The 15675-nt window shown below is 57.8% G+C and carries 10 protein-coding genes, 2 tRNA genes and 2 pseudogenes; 10 read left to right on the top strand and 4 right to left on the bottom strand.

All coding sequences use genetic code 11. The features are described 5' to 3' along the window. Window positions 1–84 precede the first annotated feature (84 nt). The 8 genes and pseudogenes from hfq to AOC04_RS24525 all read left to right on the top strand — a co-directional run. Window positions 85–345, top strand: coding sequence for an RNA chaperone Hfq (gene hfq / locus AOC04_RS18105; RefSeq protein WP_003439025.1), 261 nt, complete (start codon window positions 85–87; stop codon window positions 343–345). 12 nt (window positions 346–357) lie between these two features. Further along, entirely contained in the window at window positions 358–1659 is a 1302-nt protein-coding gene (hflX, locus tag AOC04_RS18100; RefSeq protein ID WP_060695768.1) for a ribosome rescue GTPase HflX, read from the top strand. 96 nt (window positions 1660–1755) lie between these two features. Next, window positions 1756–2931: an FtsH protease activity modulator HflK gene (gene hflK / locus AOC04_RS18095; RefSeq protein WP_060695766.1), complete on the top strand. Its 1176-nt coding sequence runs from the start codon at window positions 1756–1758 to the stop codon at window positions 2929–2931. Further along, on the top strand, window positions 2931–3809 hold the full coding sequence (gene hflC / locus AOC04_RS18090; protein ID WP_003439032.1) for a protease modulator HflC: 879 nt from the start codon (window positions 2931–2933) through the stop codon (window positions 3807–3809). The genes hflK and hflC overlap by 1 nt, the downstream gene beginning before the upstream one ends. A gap of 338 nt (window positions 3810–4147) precedes the next feature. Further along, on the top strand, window positions 4148–5335 hold the full coding sequence (locus tag AOC04_RS18085; RefSeq protein ID WP_060695764.1) for an ATP phosphoribosyltransferase regulatory subunit: 1188 nt from the start codon (window positions 4148–4150) through the stop codon (window positions 5333–5335). 53 nt (window positions 5336–5388) lie between these two features. After that, window positions 5389–6684, top strand: a complete 1296-nt coding sequence (locus AOC04_RS18080) for an adenylosuccinate synthase (RefSeq protein ID WP_003439037.1) — start codon at window positions 5389–5391, stop codon at window positions 6682–6684. A 416-nt stretch (window positions 6685–7100) separates the two neighbouring features. Beyond that, window positions 7101–7844, top strand: a pseudogene (locus AOC04_RS24530) (methyl-accepting chemotaxis protein); the annotation flags it as partial. 411 nt (window positions 7845–8255) lie between these two features. Next, window positions 8256–8750 (top strand): annotated as a pseudogene (locus AOC04_RS24525) (methyl-accepting chemotaxis protein); the annotation flags it as partial. A gap of 91 nt (window positions 8751–8841) precedes the next feature. On the opposite strand, the gene AOC04_RS18070 reads toward AOC04_RS24525, so the two are convergent. The 4 genes from AOC04_RS18070 to AOC04_RS18055 all read right to left on the bottom strand — a co-directional run bounded on the left by AOC04_RS18070 (window position 8842) and on the right by AOC04_RS18055 (window position 11974). Further along, entirely contained in the window at window positions 8842–10395 is a 1554-nt protein-coding gene (locus AOC04_RS18070; protein ID WP_060695760.1) for an ABC transporter permease, read from the bottom strand. Then, window positions 10395–11420: an iron ABC transporter substrate-binding protein gene (locus AOC04_RS18065; protein WP_060695758.1), complete on the bottom strand. Its 1026-nt coding sequence runs from the start codon at window positions 11418–11420 to the stop codon at window positions 10395–10397. Before AOC04_RS18065 ends, AOC04_RS18070 begins: the two co-directional genes overlap by 1 nt. A gap of 215 nt (window positions 11421–11635) precedes the next feature. Then, window positions 11636–11722: transfer RNA gene (locus AOC04_RS18060), tRNA-Leu, on the bottom strand. 165 nt (window positions 11723–11887) lie between these two features. Further along, a tRNA-Leu gene (locus AOC04_RS18055) sits at window positions 11888–11974 on the bottom strand. 227 nt (window positions 11975–12201) lie between these two features. Here AOC04_RS18055 and rnr point away from each other — a divergent pair. Together rnr and rlmB are read left to right on the top strand one after the other, a co-directional pair. Beyond that, window positions 12202–14859, top strand: coding sequence for a ribonuclease R (gene rnr, locus AOC04_RS18050; protein WP_060695757.1), 2658 nt, complete (start codon window positions 12202–12204; stop codon window positions 14857–14859). Beyond that, on the top strand, window positions 14856–15623 hold the full coding sequence (gene rlmB / locus AOC04_RS18045; protein WP_060695754.1) for a 23S rRNA (guanosine(2251)-2'-O)-methyltransferase RlmB: 768 nt from the start codon (window positions 14856–14858) through the stop codon (window positions 15621–15623). Before rnr ends, rlmB begins: the two co-directional genes overlap by 4 nt. Window positions 15624–15675 lie beyond the last annotated feature (52 nt).

The raw sequence follows: 15675 nt of genomic DNA, 5'->3' as shown, positions 1-15675 counted from the left end.
AGGAAATGCCGTCTATCCTATGGGTATGGCGTCATCAGCCATCTAATTTTTGTTTCTATTTTTATCCTTACAGGAGTGCGGCATATGTCAAAAGGGCATTCGCTACAAGACCCTTACTTGAATACTTTGCGTAAAGAGAAGGTTGGCGTTTCCATCTATCTGGTCAACGGGATCAAGCTGCAGGGGACTATCGAGTCTTTCGACCAGTTCGTGATTCTGCTGAAAAACACCGTCAGCCAAATGGTTTACAAGCACGCTATCTCGACAGTCGTACCAGTACGTCCTATTCGTCTGCCAAGCGCAGCTGAATCGGAACTGGCAGACGCTGAACCAGGTAACGCCTGATAGGAGTCTGCTTTGTTCTTTGAGCGCCACGGTGGTGGTGAGCGAGCGATCCTCGTTCACTTGGAAGGACAGGACCCTGAGGCGCGCGAAGATCCGCAGGAGTTCCAGGAGTTAGCTGTATCGGCCGGCGCCGAGACGGTCGCGTTTTTTAACGTGCCGCGTCATCGGCCATCGGCCAAGTACCTGATTGGCAGTGGCAAGGTCGAGGAGTTACGCGACCTGGTCAAGGCCGAGAAGGTCGACATCGTGATTTTCAATCACGTCCTCACCCCGAGTCAGGAGCGTAACCTCGAACGTGTATTCGAGTGTCGCGTACTTGACCGTACCGGGTTGATTCTCGACATCTTCGCTCAACGCGCCCGTACCCATGAAGGCAAGCTGCAGGTCGAACTGGCCCAGCTTGATCACATGAGCACGCGCCTTGTGCGCGGCTGGACTCACCTTGAGCGTCAAGGTGGGGGTATTGGTATGCGCGGGCCGGGTGAAACCCAGCTCGAAACAGACCGTCGTCTGTTGCGCGTACGCATCAGCCAGATCAAGGCCCGCCTGAAAAAAGTCCGCAGTCAACGCGAGCAGTCCCGTAGAGGGCGCCAACGCGCCGACATTCCTACGGTGTCGCTGGTGGGTTATACCAACGCCGGTAAATCCACACTGTTCAATGCGGTTACCGGCTCTGACGTGTTTGCCGCCGACCAGTTGTTTGCCACACTTGACCCTACCTTGCGCCGTCTTGAACTGGCCGACCTGGGGCCGATTGTTCTGGCTGACACAGTGGGCTTTATTCGTCACCTTCCACACAAGCTTGTTGAGGCTTTCCGGTCTACGCTCGAAGAGTCGAGCAATTCCGATTTGCTGCTGCACGTGATCGATGCGCACGAACCTGAGCGCATGGCGCAGATCGAGCAGGTGATGGTGGTGCTGGGCGAGATTGGAGCCCAGGACTTGCCGATCCTCGAGGTCTACAACAAAATCGATTTGCTTGAAGGTGTCGAGCCGCAGATCCAGCGGGATGCCGATGGCAAACCGCAGCGGGTCTGGTTGTCGGCGCGTGACGGTGTCGGACTGGAGTTGCTTGAACAAGCCATCGCCGAGTTGCTGGGCAATGATTTGTTTGTGGGTACCTTGCGCTTGCCGCAACGTTTTGCTCGACTGCGTGCCCAGTTCTTTGAACTGGGGGTAGTACAAAAAGAAGAGCACGACGATGAGGGTGCCAGTCTGCTGGACGTACGCCTGCCGCGATCCGAGCTCAATCGCTTGGTCAGCCGCGAAGGGATGCAGCCGCTGGAATTTATCGAACAACACACTTTGCAATAAAAGCCTCACAAAGCGGCTGTGCCGCTATGGTAGGCATTCTGTAGCATTGGTCGGCGCGCCGTGGGCGCGTCTTTGCTTTATCAGATGGAGAGCGCTATGGCTTGGAATGAGCCGGGTGGCAACTCGAATAATCAAGATCCTTGGGGTGGCAAACGCCCGAATAACGGCGGCCGCAAGGGACCACCAGATCTCGACGAGGCCTTCCGAAAGCTGCAGGAAAGCCTGAATGGGTTGTTCGGTGGTGGGAAAAAACGTGGTAGCGGCGACGGCGGATCAAATGGCGGCAAAGGTGCTGGTTTTGGCCTGCTGGGCATTGGTCTTGTCGTGCTGGCTGCAGCCTGGCTGTACAGCGCGGTTTACGTGGTCGACGAACAGGAGCAAGCCGTGGTGCTGCGCCTGGGCAAGTACTACGACACCGTAGGGCCGGGTCTGAACATTTACTTCCCGCCGTTCGATAAAAAGTACCTGGAAAACGTGACGCGTGAGCGTGCGTACACCAAGCAGGGGCAGATGCTCACTGAAGACGAAAACATCGTCGAAGTGCCGCTGACCGTGCAGTACAAGATCAGCAACCTGCGCGACTTCGTGCTGAACGTTGATCAGCCGGAAGTCAGCCTGCAACAGGCCACCGACAGTGCGTTGCGTCACGTAGTGGGTTCCACTGCGATGGATCAGGTATTGACCGAAGGCCGTGAGCAGATGGCTGTGGACATCAAGGAGCGCTTGCAGCGATTCCTTGATACCTACAAGACCGGTATCACAGTGACTCAGGTGAACGTACAGAACGCAGCAGCACCGCGTGAAGTACAAGAAGCCTTTGATGACGTGATCCGCGCTCGTGAAGACGAGCAGCGTGCCCGCAACCAGGCAGAAAGCTACGCCAATGGCGTGGTGCCGGAAGCGCGCGGTCAGGCCCAGCGCATCATCGAAAACGCCAATGGCTATCGTGATGAAGTGATTTCTCGCGCCAAGGGTGAGGCAGACCGCTTTACCAAACTGGTGAGCGAGTATCGCAAGGCTCCGGATGTGACGCGTGACCGTCTGTACCTGGACACCATGCAGGAAGTCTTCAGCAATACCAGCAAAGTACTCGTGACCGGCAACAAAAACGGCCAGAGCAACTTGCTGTACTTGCCATTGGACAAAATGATTGAAGGCCGTAATGGCAGCACCCCGGCAACGGGCTCGGCAGCTGCGGCGGGCAATAACGATTCGGCATCCCATGCCAACTCGGATATGCCGACACCACCGCGTACCAGGGAGAGTCGCTGATGAGCAATAAATCGCTGATCGCCCTTATTGTTGCCGTTGTCGTGGCGATTGTTGCCTGGAACAGCTTCTACATCGTTTCGCAAACCGAACGTGCAGTGATGCTGCGCTTTGGTCGTGTGGTGCAGGACGATGTTCCGCCGGGTCTGCATGTGAAGATTCCTTACGTCAACCAGGTGCGCAAGTTCGACGGTCGCCTGATGACGCTGGATGCGCCGACTCAGCGTTTTCTGACGCTGGAAAAGAAAGCGGTAATGGTTGATGCCTTCGCCAAGTGGCGCGTGAAAGATGCCGGTCGCTTCTATGCTGCGACCTCCGGTCTTAAGCAAGTTGCTGACGAGCGCTTGTCGCGTCGTCTCGAGTCGGGTCTGCGCGACCAGTTCGGCAAGCGCACGCTGCATGAGGTTGTGTCCGGTGAGCGCGACGCGCTGATGGCTGACCTGACTGCGTCGCTGAACAAAATGGCTGAAAAAGAGCTGGGCATCGAAGTTGTTGATGTCCGGGTCAAGGCCATCGACCTGCCGAAGGAAGTAAACCGCAGCGTTTTCGAACGGATGAGCAGTGAGCGTGAGCGTGAAGCCCGTGAGCACCGCGCCAAGGGTAACGAGCTGGCAGAAGGCATTCGTGCTGACGCTGATCGTCAAGCCCGCGTGCTGTTGGCTGAGGCGTATCGTCAGTCCGAAGAGGCTCGCGGTGATGGTGATGCCCAGGCTTCCGCGATCTACTCCAAGGCTTATGGCCAGGATCAGGAGTTCTACAAGTTCTATCGCAGCCTGCGCGCTTACCGCGAAAGTTTTGCGAACAAGAGCGACGTACTGGTTCTGGACCCAAGCAGCGATTTCTTCCGCTACCTGGAAAAATCCAAGCCGGCACAGCAGTAAAGGGCGCGTCGCCAGTTAGTCACTGTATGAGCGGGTTTGCTCGCTCATACATATGAATATCTGGCGCATGTATTCACTCCGCCCGGCGGGCAAATTGCCTGGCGGGGTGATCCTTTTAGAAAACGTGTGTATGATGCGGCAGCCGGGAAATTCCCGGCTTTTTTGCGTCTGCATGTTTGATTGACCGACTGGCTGTTACACGTCGGCAGATTTTTCGAGGAATGTGCGAGCCTGTCGCTTTGGGCTTTTTTGCTGTGCGCGTTCAAGACGCAGCCACGTTCTGCTTTACTCAAGGCTCGCCTGCTGGCTGGCCGCCCGGATCACAGGGGAATGGCGTAATGGCAACGGTAGACCGCTGGCTTCTGCCAGATGGCATCGAAGAAGTACTTCCACCTGAGGCAGCCCGCATTGAAGTGGCGCGCCGTCAGGTGTTGGATCTGTTCCAGAGCTGGGGCTATGAGTTCGTTGTCACCCCGCATATCGAATACCTGGAGTCCTTGCTGACAGGGGCAGGCCAGGATCTCGACTTGCGGACCTTTAAGGTTATTGACCCGCAAACGGGTCGCCAGATGGGTTTTCGTGCCGACATCACGCCACAAGTGGCGCGCATTGACGCGCATACCTTGCGCCGTGAAGGCCCGAGCCGTCTGTGCTACGCCGGCAGCGTGCTGCATGCTCAGCCGCGCGGGTTGTCATCCTCGCGCAGCCCGATCCAGCTGGGTGCCGAGTTGTATGGCGATGCCAGCCCGAGCAGCGACGTGGAAGTCATCAGCCTGATGCTGGCCATGCTGCAATTGGCCGACGTGCCGGATGTCCACATGGACCTGGGTCACGTTGGTATCTACCGTGGTTTGGCCCGTGCGGCCAACCTGTCGGTTGAAGTGGAACAACAATTGTTCGACGCTCTGCAACGCAAGGCGATCGACGAAGTAACGGCCTTGACCGAAGGTTTGCCGGCTGATTTGGCAGGCATGCTGCAGGCATTGGTTGGTTTGTGTGGTGGCCGCGACGTGCTGGTTGCTGCGCGTGAGCGCCTGGCCCAGGCTCCGGCCCCGGTTCTGGCTGCTCTGGACGATTTGCTGGCGATTGCCGAGCGGTTGTCTGTGCGTTTCCCGCAGTTGCCGCTGTATTTTGACCTGGGTGAGTTGCGTGGGTATCACTACCACACAGGTGTGGTGTTTGCGGTCTTTGTTCCGGGCGTTGGGGATTCCATCGCTCAGGGCGGTCGTTATGACGATATTGGTGCTGTTTTCGGGCGTGCCCGTCCGGCGACCGGTTTTTCGACTGATTTGAAAACCCTGGTGACCCTGGGGCGTGCTGAAGTCGAGCTACCGTGTGGCGGTATCTGGATGCCCGACAGTACAGATGCGACACTCTGGCAGCAGGTTTGCCAGCTTCGCAGTGAAGGTCAGCGTGTGGTTCAGGCATTGCCTGGCCAGTCACGGATCGCCGCCAGTGATGCGGACTGCGACCGCCAATTGATTCAGCAGAATGGCTTGTGGCAAGTAGTGCCGCTGGCTTCTTGAGTTTTCCTGCCGGCGGCTGCCGGCACCAAGTTTGCGCGAAGAGGACAAGTGTTATGGGTAAGAATGTCGTAGTCCTGGGCACCCAATGGGGTGATGAGGGCAAAGGCAAGATCGTTGATCTGCTGACCGAACATGCTGCCGCTGTAGTGCGCTACCAGGGTGGCCACAACGCTGGCCACACCTTGGTAATCGACGGTGAAAAAACCGTTCTGCACCTGATCCCGTCGGGCGTATTGCGCGAAGGCGTGCAGTGCCTGATCGGCAACGGCGTGGTGGTTGCTCCCGACGCCCTGTTGCGTGAAATCATCAAGCTGGAAGAGAAAGGCGTACCGGTGCGCGAGCGCCTGCGTATCAGCCCGTCTTGCCCGCTGATCCTGTCCTTCCACGTAGCGCTGGATCAGGCTCGTGAAAAGGCCCGTGGCGAGCTGAAGATCGGTACTACCGGTCGCGGCATTGGCCCGGCATATGAAGACAAGGTTGCTCGTCGTGGCCTGCGTGTTGGCGATCTGCTCAACATGCCGCGCTTTGAAGCCAAGCTGCGTGAATTGGTGGAATACCACAACTTCATGCTGGTGGGTTACTACAAAGAAGCCGCCATCGACTTCGACAAGACGCTGGCCGAGTGCAAGGAATACGCCGAGCTGCTCAAGCCGCTGATGCTGGACGTGACTGCCGAGCTGCACGGTCTGCGCCGCGCTGGCAAAGACATCATGTTCGAAGGCGCCCAGGGTTCGTTGCTGGACATCGACCACGGTACCTACCCGTACGTGACCAGCTCCAACACTACCGCTGGCGGTGTTGCCACCGGTTCGGGCGTTGGTCCGATGTTCCTGGATTACATCCTGGGCATCACCAAGGCTTACACCACTCGCGTGGGTTCGGGTCCATTCCCGACTGAGCTGTTCGACGAAGTGGGCGCTCACCTGGCCAAACAGGGTCACGAGTTCGGTGCAACCACCGGCCGTGCCCGTCGTTGCGGCTGGTTCGACGCCGTTATCCTGCGTCGCGCTATCGATGTGAACAGCATCTCGGGCATCTGCCTGACCAAGCTGGACGTACTCGACGGTCTGGAAACCATCAATATTTGTGTCGGCTACAAAGATGCAAACGGTAACGTCCTGGTGGACGCGCCGACCGATGCTGACAGCTACGAAGGCCTGCAGCCGGTTTACGAAGCTGTACCGGGCTGGACAGAATCGACCGTGGGTGCCAAAACCCTGGAAGAGCTGCCTGCTGCTGCGCGTGCTTACATCAAGCGCGTAGAAGAGCTGATCGGTGCTCCGATCGACATCATCTCGACTGGCCCGGACCGCAACGAGACTATCGTTCTGCGTCACCCGTTCGCTTAAGACGTTTTGATGTAAACAAAGGGCCCCTCGGGGCCCTTTGTTGTTTCTGCCTGTCGTGCGGCACGACCCTTGCTGTGAAATAGCCATTAAGGTGCCATCAATATAGTGGCACCGCTGTGGAGGGGTTTTCTGTGTCTGCCGTGCTCTCACTGTTACGAAGTCGTCTATTGCGGCCTGTATTCGTTACCCTAGGTATCGCTCTCTTGGTGCAGGTGCTGGTGGCTGTTGCACTGACGCGGAGCACAGTGACGGCCCTTGAGTCTGATCTGGATGTGCGCCTGGGGGCGGACAGTCAAAAGCTCACGGGCGAGCTGGAGCAGGCCGGGCGTGAGGTCAAGAGCAGTCTTGAAGGGTTGTCTGCCAGCACTCGCGAACGCCTGACGGCCGGACTGGCGCCGCGCTTGAAAGAAGAGCAAATGCAGCTGCGCAATGCACTGGAAAAGAATCTGATGGATTCGGCCAATGATATGGCGCAACTGCTGGCGGCTGTAGCGCCACGGGCCATCTGGGACAATGATGCGCCCACATTGTCCGATTTCGCCCGTCGTGCCCAGCGCAATCCCAACGTGCTGTTCGTGGTGTATGACGACGTTGCCGGACAGCATCTGACGCGTTACCTCAATCGTGAAAATTCGATCAACAAAGCTCTTTTGGAGAAGGGTAAGGGCGAGCGAGCCCTGGATAAAGTTCTGGATGCGGCGCGGCACGACCCGGCGGTTTATTACCTCGAAGCCTCCATCAGCCCCAATGGCGTTGAGATTGGCAAGGTGTTAATGGGCGTTTCCACGGCCTCGGTCGAGAAGGATCTGGCGGCCCTTGATAAGCGTTTTGCGCAACTGATCGTCAGCAGTGAGCATTTGGTGGATGAAAGCCTGCAGGGCGCGGCAAAAGACAGCTCGGCAGCACTGGGCGCGCGTCTGGAATCAGCCCAGGCTGCAGCGGCGCAGATGCAGGCCAATACCGCGGTGACCGTTCGCGATGCGGCTGACACCTTGCGCTGGCGCATTGGCATGGGGCTGGCGACTGTGGGACTGGGTGTTTTGCTGTTGCTGGCTGTGGTGCTGGGGCGGCGGGTGGTCAACAAATTGCTGCTGATGATTGCCGCGTTGAACGATCTGGCTGCAGGCGAGGGTGATCTGACCAAGCGTGTGGGCCTGGACAGTAAGGATGAGATTGGCGATATGGCGGGGGCGGTGAACCGTTTTATCGACAAGTTGCAGCCCATTGTGCGTGAGGCAGGTGATGTGGCGCAGCGTACCGGGGTCGAGATTGGTGCTATGACAGAGCGTAATGCAGGGGCCAATGCTGCGGCCCAGTTGCAGCGTGATGAAGTGGCCCAGAGCCTGGAGGCGCTGTCGACCATGGCCGACGCGGCGCAGTCGGAAAGTCAGGCGATGCAGGCAGCGCTCAAGCAGGTGCAGGATATTCGTCAGGCCACTGATGAAAATACCCGCACCTCTGCACAAGTCGGCGGCCTGATCGAAGCGCTGGCCGGGCAGGTTGGGGCTGGAGCCAAGGTCATTGAGCGTCTGGCCCAGCAAAGTGAGCAAATTGAAGTGGTACTGACGGTCATTCACGGCATCGCCGAGCAAACCAATCTTCTGGCCCTTAATGCGGCGATAGAGGCTGCACGGGCAGGGGAGACAGGGCGCGGTTTTGCTGTGGTGGCAGATGAGGTGCGGGCGCTGGCCAGCAAGACGCAGAGCTCTACCGGCGATATCCAGGCTCACATCGTAGCCTTGCAGCAGGGGGCCAAGGAGGCAGTAGCGGCGATTGCTCTGGCCGGGCGCCAGGCCAATGAGGGGTTGGCAGTGCTGCGAGGCAGCGTTCAGTTGCAGAAAACCGTACAGGCTTCGGTTGAGCAGGTGCACGCCGCGATTGGGGATGCCACTAAAGCTGCTGCGCATCAGGCCCAGGGCGCGCATGCGGTGCGTGGGCGGGTTGAAGTGATTCATGCCCAGGCTGAGCGTGCAGCTCGTGCGGTCAACGAAACGACCGCCAGCGGCCAGATACTTGACGGGTTGGCGGCGCAGCTAAAAGCGAGCCTGGGGCAGTTCAGGGCATAAACCGCGAGCAACCTGTAGGAGCGAGCTTGCTCGCGAGCTTTTCAACCACCAAAGAGCTCGCTAGCAAGCTCGCTCCTACGTCTCCAGATTGCTAGCGGCTCAGATACATCTTGGTGGTCAGCAGGTAAACCGGCAGCCCCGATACCAGGATCAACAGCGCCGCATAGGGGGCCGCCGCCGCAAACTCGATGTTGGAGGTGTGGGACCAAACCTGTGTTGCCAATGTATTAAGACCGGTCGGACTCAAAAGCAGTGTGGCGGTCAGTTCTTTCATGGCGTCCAGGAACACCAAGGCGAAAGCCGCCCCCAGTGCCGGGAAAATGATTGGTAATGTCACCCGGCAAAACGCCGAAAACGACGATGCGCCCAGGGTGCGTGCCGCCTCTTCAAGCTGCGGAGCGGCCTTGTTCAGCGCCGTGCGAATCGGCGCCTGCGCCAGTGGCAAAAACAGCAAGGCATAGGCAATCAGCAGCAGGGCGGAGGTCTGGTACAGCGCTGGCACGTAATGCAGCGAGAAGTACACCAGCGCCAGGGCAATCACCAGTCCGGGTAATGCATGCAGCAGGTATGGCAGACGCTCGGCCCAGATGGCCAGCCGGCCTTTATACCGCACCACCAGCAAGCCTACGGGGACTGCCAGCACCAGGCACAGGGCAGCGCCGCCCAGCGCCAGTGACAGGGACGAGAGCAGCGCCTCGCCAATGGCTGCCATCGGGAACGCTGCGGAGCTGCCCTTGACCAGCCAATACACCAGCATGCCCAGCGGGACCCCGCTGCCAATGATTGCCAGTACCAGGCAATACAGCTGGCCAAAAAATGACCATTTGCCCAGTCGCACTTGCTCGGCGCGCCGTGCTGCGCCCTGGCCGATTCGAATGTGCCGGCCTTTACCGCGCACTTTCAGCTCCAGCCACAGCAGGCTAAGGCACATCACCAGCAGCACTGCCGAAAGCATGGCTGCATTGGCGTTGCTGAACGACAGCTCGAATTGCTGATAGATCGCAGTAGTGAAGGTCTGCAGGCCGATGATCGACAGCGCGCCGAACTCCACCAGCATATGCAGGGCAATCAATAACGAGCCTGCCAGCAACGAAGGCCAGAGCAGCGGCAGGGTGATCCTGAAAAACACCCCCAGGCGATTCTGGCCCAGGGTGCGGGCCGACTCTTCAAGTGCCGGGTCGAGATTGCGCAAAGTGGCCGCGACAGGCAGGAAGATCAGTGGGTATTTGGACAGGCTCATCACCAGAATGGCGCCGCCCAGGCCCTCAAAGCTGGAGCTGAGGGACACCCAGGTGAAGCTGCTGACGAATGCCGGAACGGCAAACGGCAGGCACAGGATCACGCCCCACAGGCGTCGCCCCGGCAAGTTACTGCGCTCAAGCAGCCAGGCCAGCGACAAGCCGACCAGCGCGCAGGTTACGGTCACGCCCACCATCAGCAGCAGCGTGTTGCGCATCAGGTCAAATACAAAAGGCCGCCACAACAAGTGCGCCGCTTGTGCCCACCCGGCCTGCCATGCCTTGGTGCCGACATACAGCAACGGCAACAGGCTCAGGCCTACCAGCAACAGCACGGGCAACAACAGCCAGACCGAAGGCCTTTTACGTTTCACGGTGAAGCCAGCAGGTTGGGCGGCAGACAGCATCAGAGCAAGCCTACATCTTGTTCAAGCTCCAGCGCTTCATCAGCGTTGCCAAGGTCGGCCGGAGTGATTTTTGGCGGTTGTAGCTCATCAAATGGCTTGAGGCCGCGTTCCGAGACCATGCCTTTGCGCATCGGGTATTCAGCAGTGGTGTTGGTGATCACTCGCTGACCTTCTTCGCTGGCCATGTAAGCCAGAAGTTGCTGGGCTTCTTTAGGATGTTTGCTGGCCTTCAATACGCCGGCGCTGGATACGGTAATCAGACCGCCCGCATCGCCATCGGTGAAGTAGTACAGCTTTGAGTTCAGCTTGCCTTTCTCGCGCTGCAGGGCGAACCAGTAGTAATTGTTGACCAGTACGGCGGCCACTTCGCCATTTTCGACGGCTTTTAGCGCAACCATGTTGTTGGTGTAGGTCTTGCCAAAGGCGCGTAGCCCGGTCAGCCACTCCTCGGCAGCTTCACGGCCATGCAGTTTGATAATGGCCACGGCCTGTTCCTGGAATGCACCGCTGGTAGGTACGAAACCTACTTTGCCTTGCCATTCGGGGCCTGCGAAATCCAGAACTGACTTGGGCAGCTCTTCTTCCTTGATCTTGTCAGGGTTGAACGCCACGACGCGGGTGCGCGCAGTCACGCCGATCCAGGTGCCATTGGCGGCCACATATTCCTTGGGTAGCGCTTGCAGGGTGCTGTCGTCGGCCTTGGCCAGAAAGCCCTGTTCGCCAAGGCTGTTGAGCGGCGGCGATTCTTCGGCATAGAACACGTCGGCAGGCGAGCGGTCGCCTTCTTCGACGATCTGGCTGGCGAGTTGGTTGCTGCTGCCTTTGCGTACGTCGACGTGAATGCCGGTCTTGGCTTCAAAGGCTGCGGCGAGATTGTCGCCGACTTCTTTGTGCTGGCCGTTATACAGGGTCAGGGTTACAGGATCGGCAGCCTGAGCGGCGGGAGTGATCAGGGTCAGGCCAAGAGTTGCGATGGACAAACTACGCAGTAGAAATGTTGCAAGCTGGGTATTTCGGAGCATCATTCGCTGGGTTCCTCGCTTGGGTACTACAAAACTTGTAACAATAATAAACGATATTGCTTCTCAAGTGCGCCACAAGGATGGGGCGATAGTCGCAGGAGGGGGGGGATAGAAAGCTTGGGCTTGGGCGATTGCCAGCCACGGAAACGCAAAAACCCGCTTTCGCGGGTTTTTGTGAGATTTGAAATGTTTTCAGTGAAAACATTTCAAACTTGAATTGGTGCCCAGAAGAAGACTCGAACTTCCACGACCTTGCGGTCACCAGCACCTGAAGCTGGCGTGTCTACCAATTTCACCATCTGGGCAGTATCAGCAACGTTGCCGCTGTTGATGTGGCGCACTATACGGAGGGCTTTTGATTCTGTAAACCCCTGTTTTAGTTTTAATAAATCAGCGGCTTAGAATGCAAAAACCCGCTTTCGCGGGTTTTTGTGTGAGTCTGCAGATTGTACTAATCTGCGTCTCTAAATTGGTGCCCAGAAGAAGACTCGAACTTCCACGACCTTGCGGTCACCAGCACCTGAAGCTGGCGTGTCTACCAATTTCACCATCTGGGCATCATCTTCAACGTCGTTGCCGTTGTCGATGGCGCGCACTATACGGACGACCCTTTGACCTGTAAAGCGTTGTGCATAAAAATAGTGAAAATATTTCGCGAACGGCGAGTACGCGACCGCAATGTGCGTCAGAACGGGCTATTACGGCTCTGTATGAGTCCGAAATTTCCCGTTTCAATACGCGTATGCCAAACTAACCCGCATATAGACAAGGTGAAAACTATCTAATGGCCGATTGGCAGACCCTCGATCCCGAGGCCGCACGTGAAGCGGAAAAATACGAAAACCCTATCCCTAGCCGCGAGCTGATCCTTCAGCATCTGGCCGAGCGTGGTTCGCCGGCTGCTCGCGAGCAGTTGGTAGAAGAGTTCGGTCTGACTACAGAAGACCAAATCGAGGCCTTGCGTCGTCGCCTGCGTGCGATGGAGCGTGATGCCCAGCTCATTTATACCCGCCGTGGTACTTATGCGCCGGTGGACAAGCTCGACCTGATTCTCGGCCGCATCAGCGGTCATCGCGACGGCTTCGGTTTCCTGGTCCCTGATGATGGAAGCGACGACCTGTTCATGAGCCCGTCGCAAATGCGTCTGGTGTTCGATGGTGATCGTGCGCTGGCTCGTGTTTCCGGGCTGGATCGCCGTGGTCGCCGTGAAGGCGTGATCGTTGAAGTGGTTTCGCGAGCTCACGAAACCATCGTAGGGCGTTACTTCGAAGAAGGCGGCATTGGCTTTGTGGTTGCCGACAATCCGAAGATCCAGCAAGAAGTGCTGGTTACTCCGGGTCGTAACGCCGGCGCCAAGGTTGGCCAGTTTGTCGAAGTGAAGATTACTCACTGGCCGACGCCGCGCTTCCAGCCTCAAGGCGATGTGCTTGAAGTGGTGGGCAACTATATGGCGCCCGGCATGGAAATCGACATTGCCCTGCGCACCTACGATATTCCTCACGTCTGGCCTGAGGCAGTGCTTAAAGAAGCCGCCAAGCTCAAGCCTGAAGTTGAAGAAAAAGACAAAGAGAAGCGCATCGACCTGCGCCATCTGCCATTCGTCACCATTGACGGCGAAGATGCGCGCGATTTCGATGACGCGGTTTACTGCGAAGCCAAGCCGGGCAAGCTGCGTCTGTTCTCGGGTGGCTGGACGTTGTACGTGGCAATTGCCGACGTCTCCAGCTACGTGAAAATTGGTTCGGCGCTGGATGCCGAGTCTCAGGTACGTGGTAACTCGGTGTATTTCCCTGAGCGCGTGATCCCGATGCTGCCTGAGCAGTTATCCAACGGTCTGTGCTCCCTGAACCCGAAAGTCGACCGTTTGGCCATGGTTTGCGAGATGACCATCTCCAAGTCCGGCGAAATGACCGACTACAAGTTCTATGAGGCGGTGATTCACTCCCAGGCACGTCTGACCTACAACAAGGTCAGCACTATCCTGGAGCAGCCGAAAACCAGCGAAGCCAAGCAACTGCGCAGCGAATACGCTGATGTAGTGCCGCACCTCAAGCAACTTTACTCGTTGTACAAGGTGCTGCTGGCTGCTCGTCATGTGCGCGGCGCAATTGATTTTGAAACGCAGGAAACCCGAATCATCTTCGGTTCCGAGCGCAAAATTGCCGAAATTCGCCCAACCACGCGTAACGATGCGCACAAACTGATCGAAGAATGCATGCTGGCTGCCAACGTGGCCACTGCTGAATTCCTCAAGAAGCACGAAATTCCGGCCCTGTATCGCGTTCACGATGGTCCTCCACCTGAGCGTCTGGAAAAGCTGCGTGCCTTCCTTGGTGAGTTGGGTCTGAGCCTGCACAAGGGTAAGGATGGTCCGTCGCCGAAGGATTACCAGGCGTTGCTGGCGAGCATCAAGGATCGTCCGGATTTCCATCTGATCCAGACCGTGATGCTGCGTTCGTTGAGTCAGGCGGTGTACAGCGCTGATAACCAGGGCCACTTCGGCCTGAACTATGAAGCCTATACCCACTTCACCTCGCCGATTCGTCGCTACCCGGACCTGCTAACCCACCGGGCAATTCGCAGCGTCATCCATTCCAAAATGGATACCCCGCACGTTCGCCGTGCCGGTGCGATGACGATTCCGAAAGCACGCATTTATCCGTACGACGAAGCGATTCTTGAGCAGCTCGGCGAGCAGTGTTCGATGAGCGAGCGTCGTGCCGATGAAGCCACGCGTGACGTGACCAACTGGTTGAAGTGCGAGTTCATGAAGGATCGCGTCGGCGAGTCTTTCCCTGGCGTAGTTACTGCGGTAACGGGTTTTGGCCTGTTCGTCGAGCTGACCGACATTTATGTTGAAGGTCTGGTCCATGTGACCGCCTTGCCGGGCGATTACTACCACTTCGATCCTGTGCATCACCGCCTGGCGGGCGAGCGCACCGGTCGCAGCTTCCGTTTGGGCGATACCGTTGAAGTGCGAGTGATGCGCGTCGATCTCGACGAACGCAAAATCGACTTTGAGATGGCTGAGAAAACCCTCAGCGCGCCAATTGGCCGCAAAAATCGCGGTACTGACGCACCTGCTGCCAAAAATGCCGGTAAATCGGGCACCAAGGCTACGGAAAAACCTGTCGAGCCGGCCCCGGCCGCTCGTCGCAGCGCGCCCAAGGCTGCCAAGAAAACCGACGATACGTATCGTCCGAGCGATGCTGCGGCAAAAAATGCCGAGCTGCGCAAAAGTCGTGAGTTGAAGCAGGCGCTTCTGGCCGACGCGAAAAGCGGCGGTCGGACATCAGAGCCGGGAAAGTCGGGTAGGGGGGCGCCTGCCAAAGATGCAGGCAAGCCTTCCAAGCCGAGCAAACATCGTAAAGGCCCGCCAAAATCGGGCACCGCTCCTGCTGCCAAAAGTGGCGGAGCGCGCAAACCTAAGGCCAAGTCATGAGTCAGTTGGAAAAAATCTACGGTATTCACGCTGTAGAAGCGTTGCTTCGTCACCATCCAAAACGCGTCAAGCAAGTATGGTTGGCTGAAAGCCGCAGCGATCCTCGCGTTCAGACCCTGATTGCGCTGGCTGCCGAAAACCGGATTGATGTCGGTAACGCTGAACGTCGCGAGATGGACGTTTGGGTTGAAGGCGTACACCAGGGCGTCGTGGCTGAAGTGAGCCCGAGTCAGGTGTGGGGCGAGGCCATGCTCAACGAGTTGCTGGACCGTACCGAAGGTGCTCCGCTGATTCTGGTTCTGGACGGCGTGACCGATCCGCACAACCTGGGCGCTTGCTTGCGCACGGCGGATGCGGCGGGTGCTTTGGCCGTTATCGTGCCTAAAGACAAGTCTGCAACCCTGACTCCGACTGTACGAAAAGTAGCCTGCGGCGCTGCGGAAGTGATTCCGTTGGTTGCAGTTACTAACCTCGCTGCCACGCTGAAAAAGCTTCAGCAGCGCGGACTGTGGATCGTGGGCACTGCCGGCGAAGCCGAGCAGGAACTCTATGACCAAGACATGACCGGCCCGACCATCCTGATCATGGGTGCTGAAGGCAAAGGCATGCGCCGCCTGACTCGTGAGCATTGCGATTATCTGGTGCGTCTGCCGATGGCCGGTAGCGTCAGCAGTCTGAACGTATCGGTCGCAACGGGCGTCTGCCTGTTTGAAGCGCTGCGCCAGCGCAGCGTCAAGGCCAAGACTTCTTCAAAGAAGAAATAGCAATACTTGTAGTCGCTGCCGCAGGCTGCGAAGGATTGTGAAGCAATCCGTT

The sequence above is a fragment of the Pseudomonas versuta genome, assembly GCF_001294575.1.
GTDB classification, from domain to species: domain Bacteria; phylum Pseudomonadota; class Gammaproteobacteria; order Pseudomonadales; family Pseudomonadaceae; genus Aquipseudomonas; species Aquipseudomonas versuta.
This window is presented reverse-complemented; position numbering and strand designations above follow the sequence as displayed.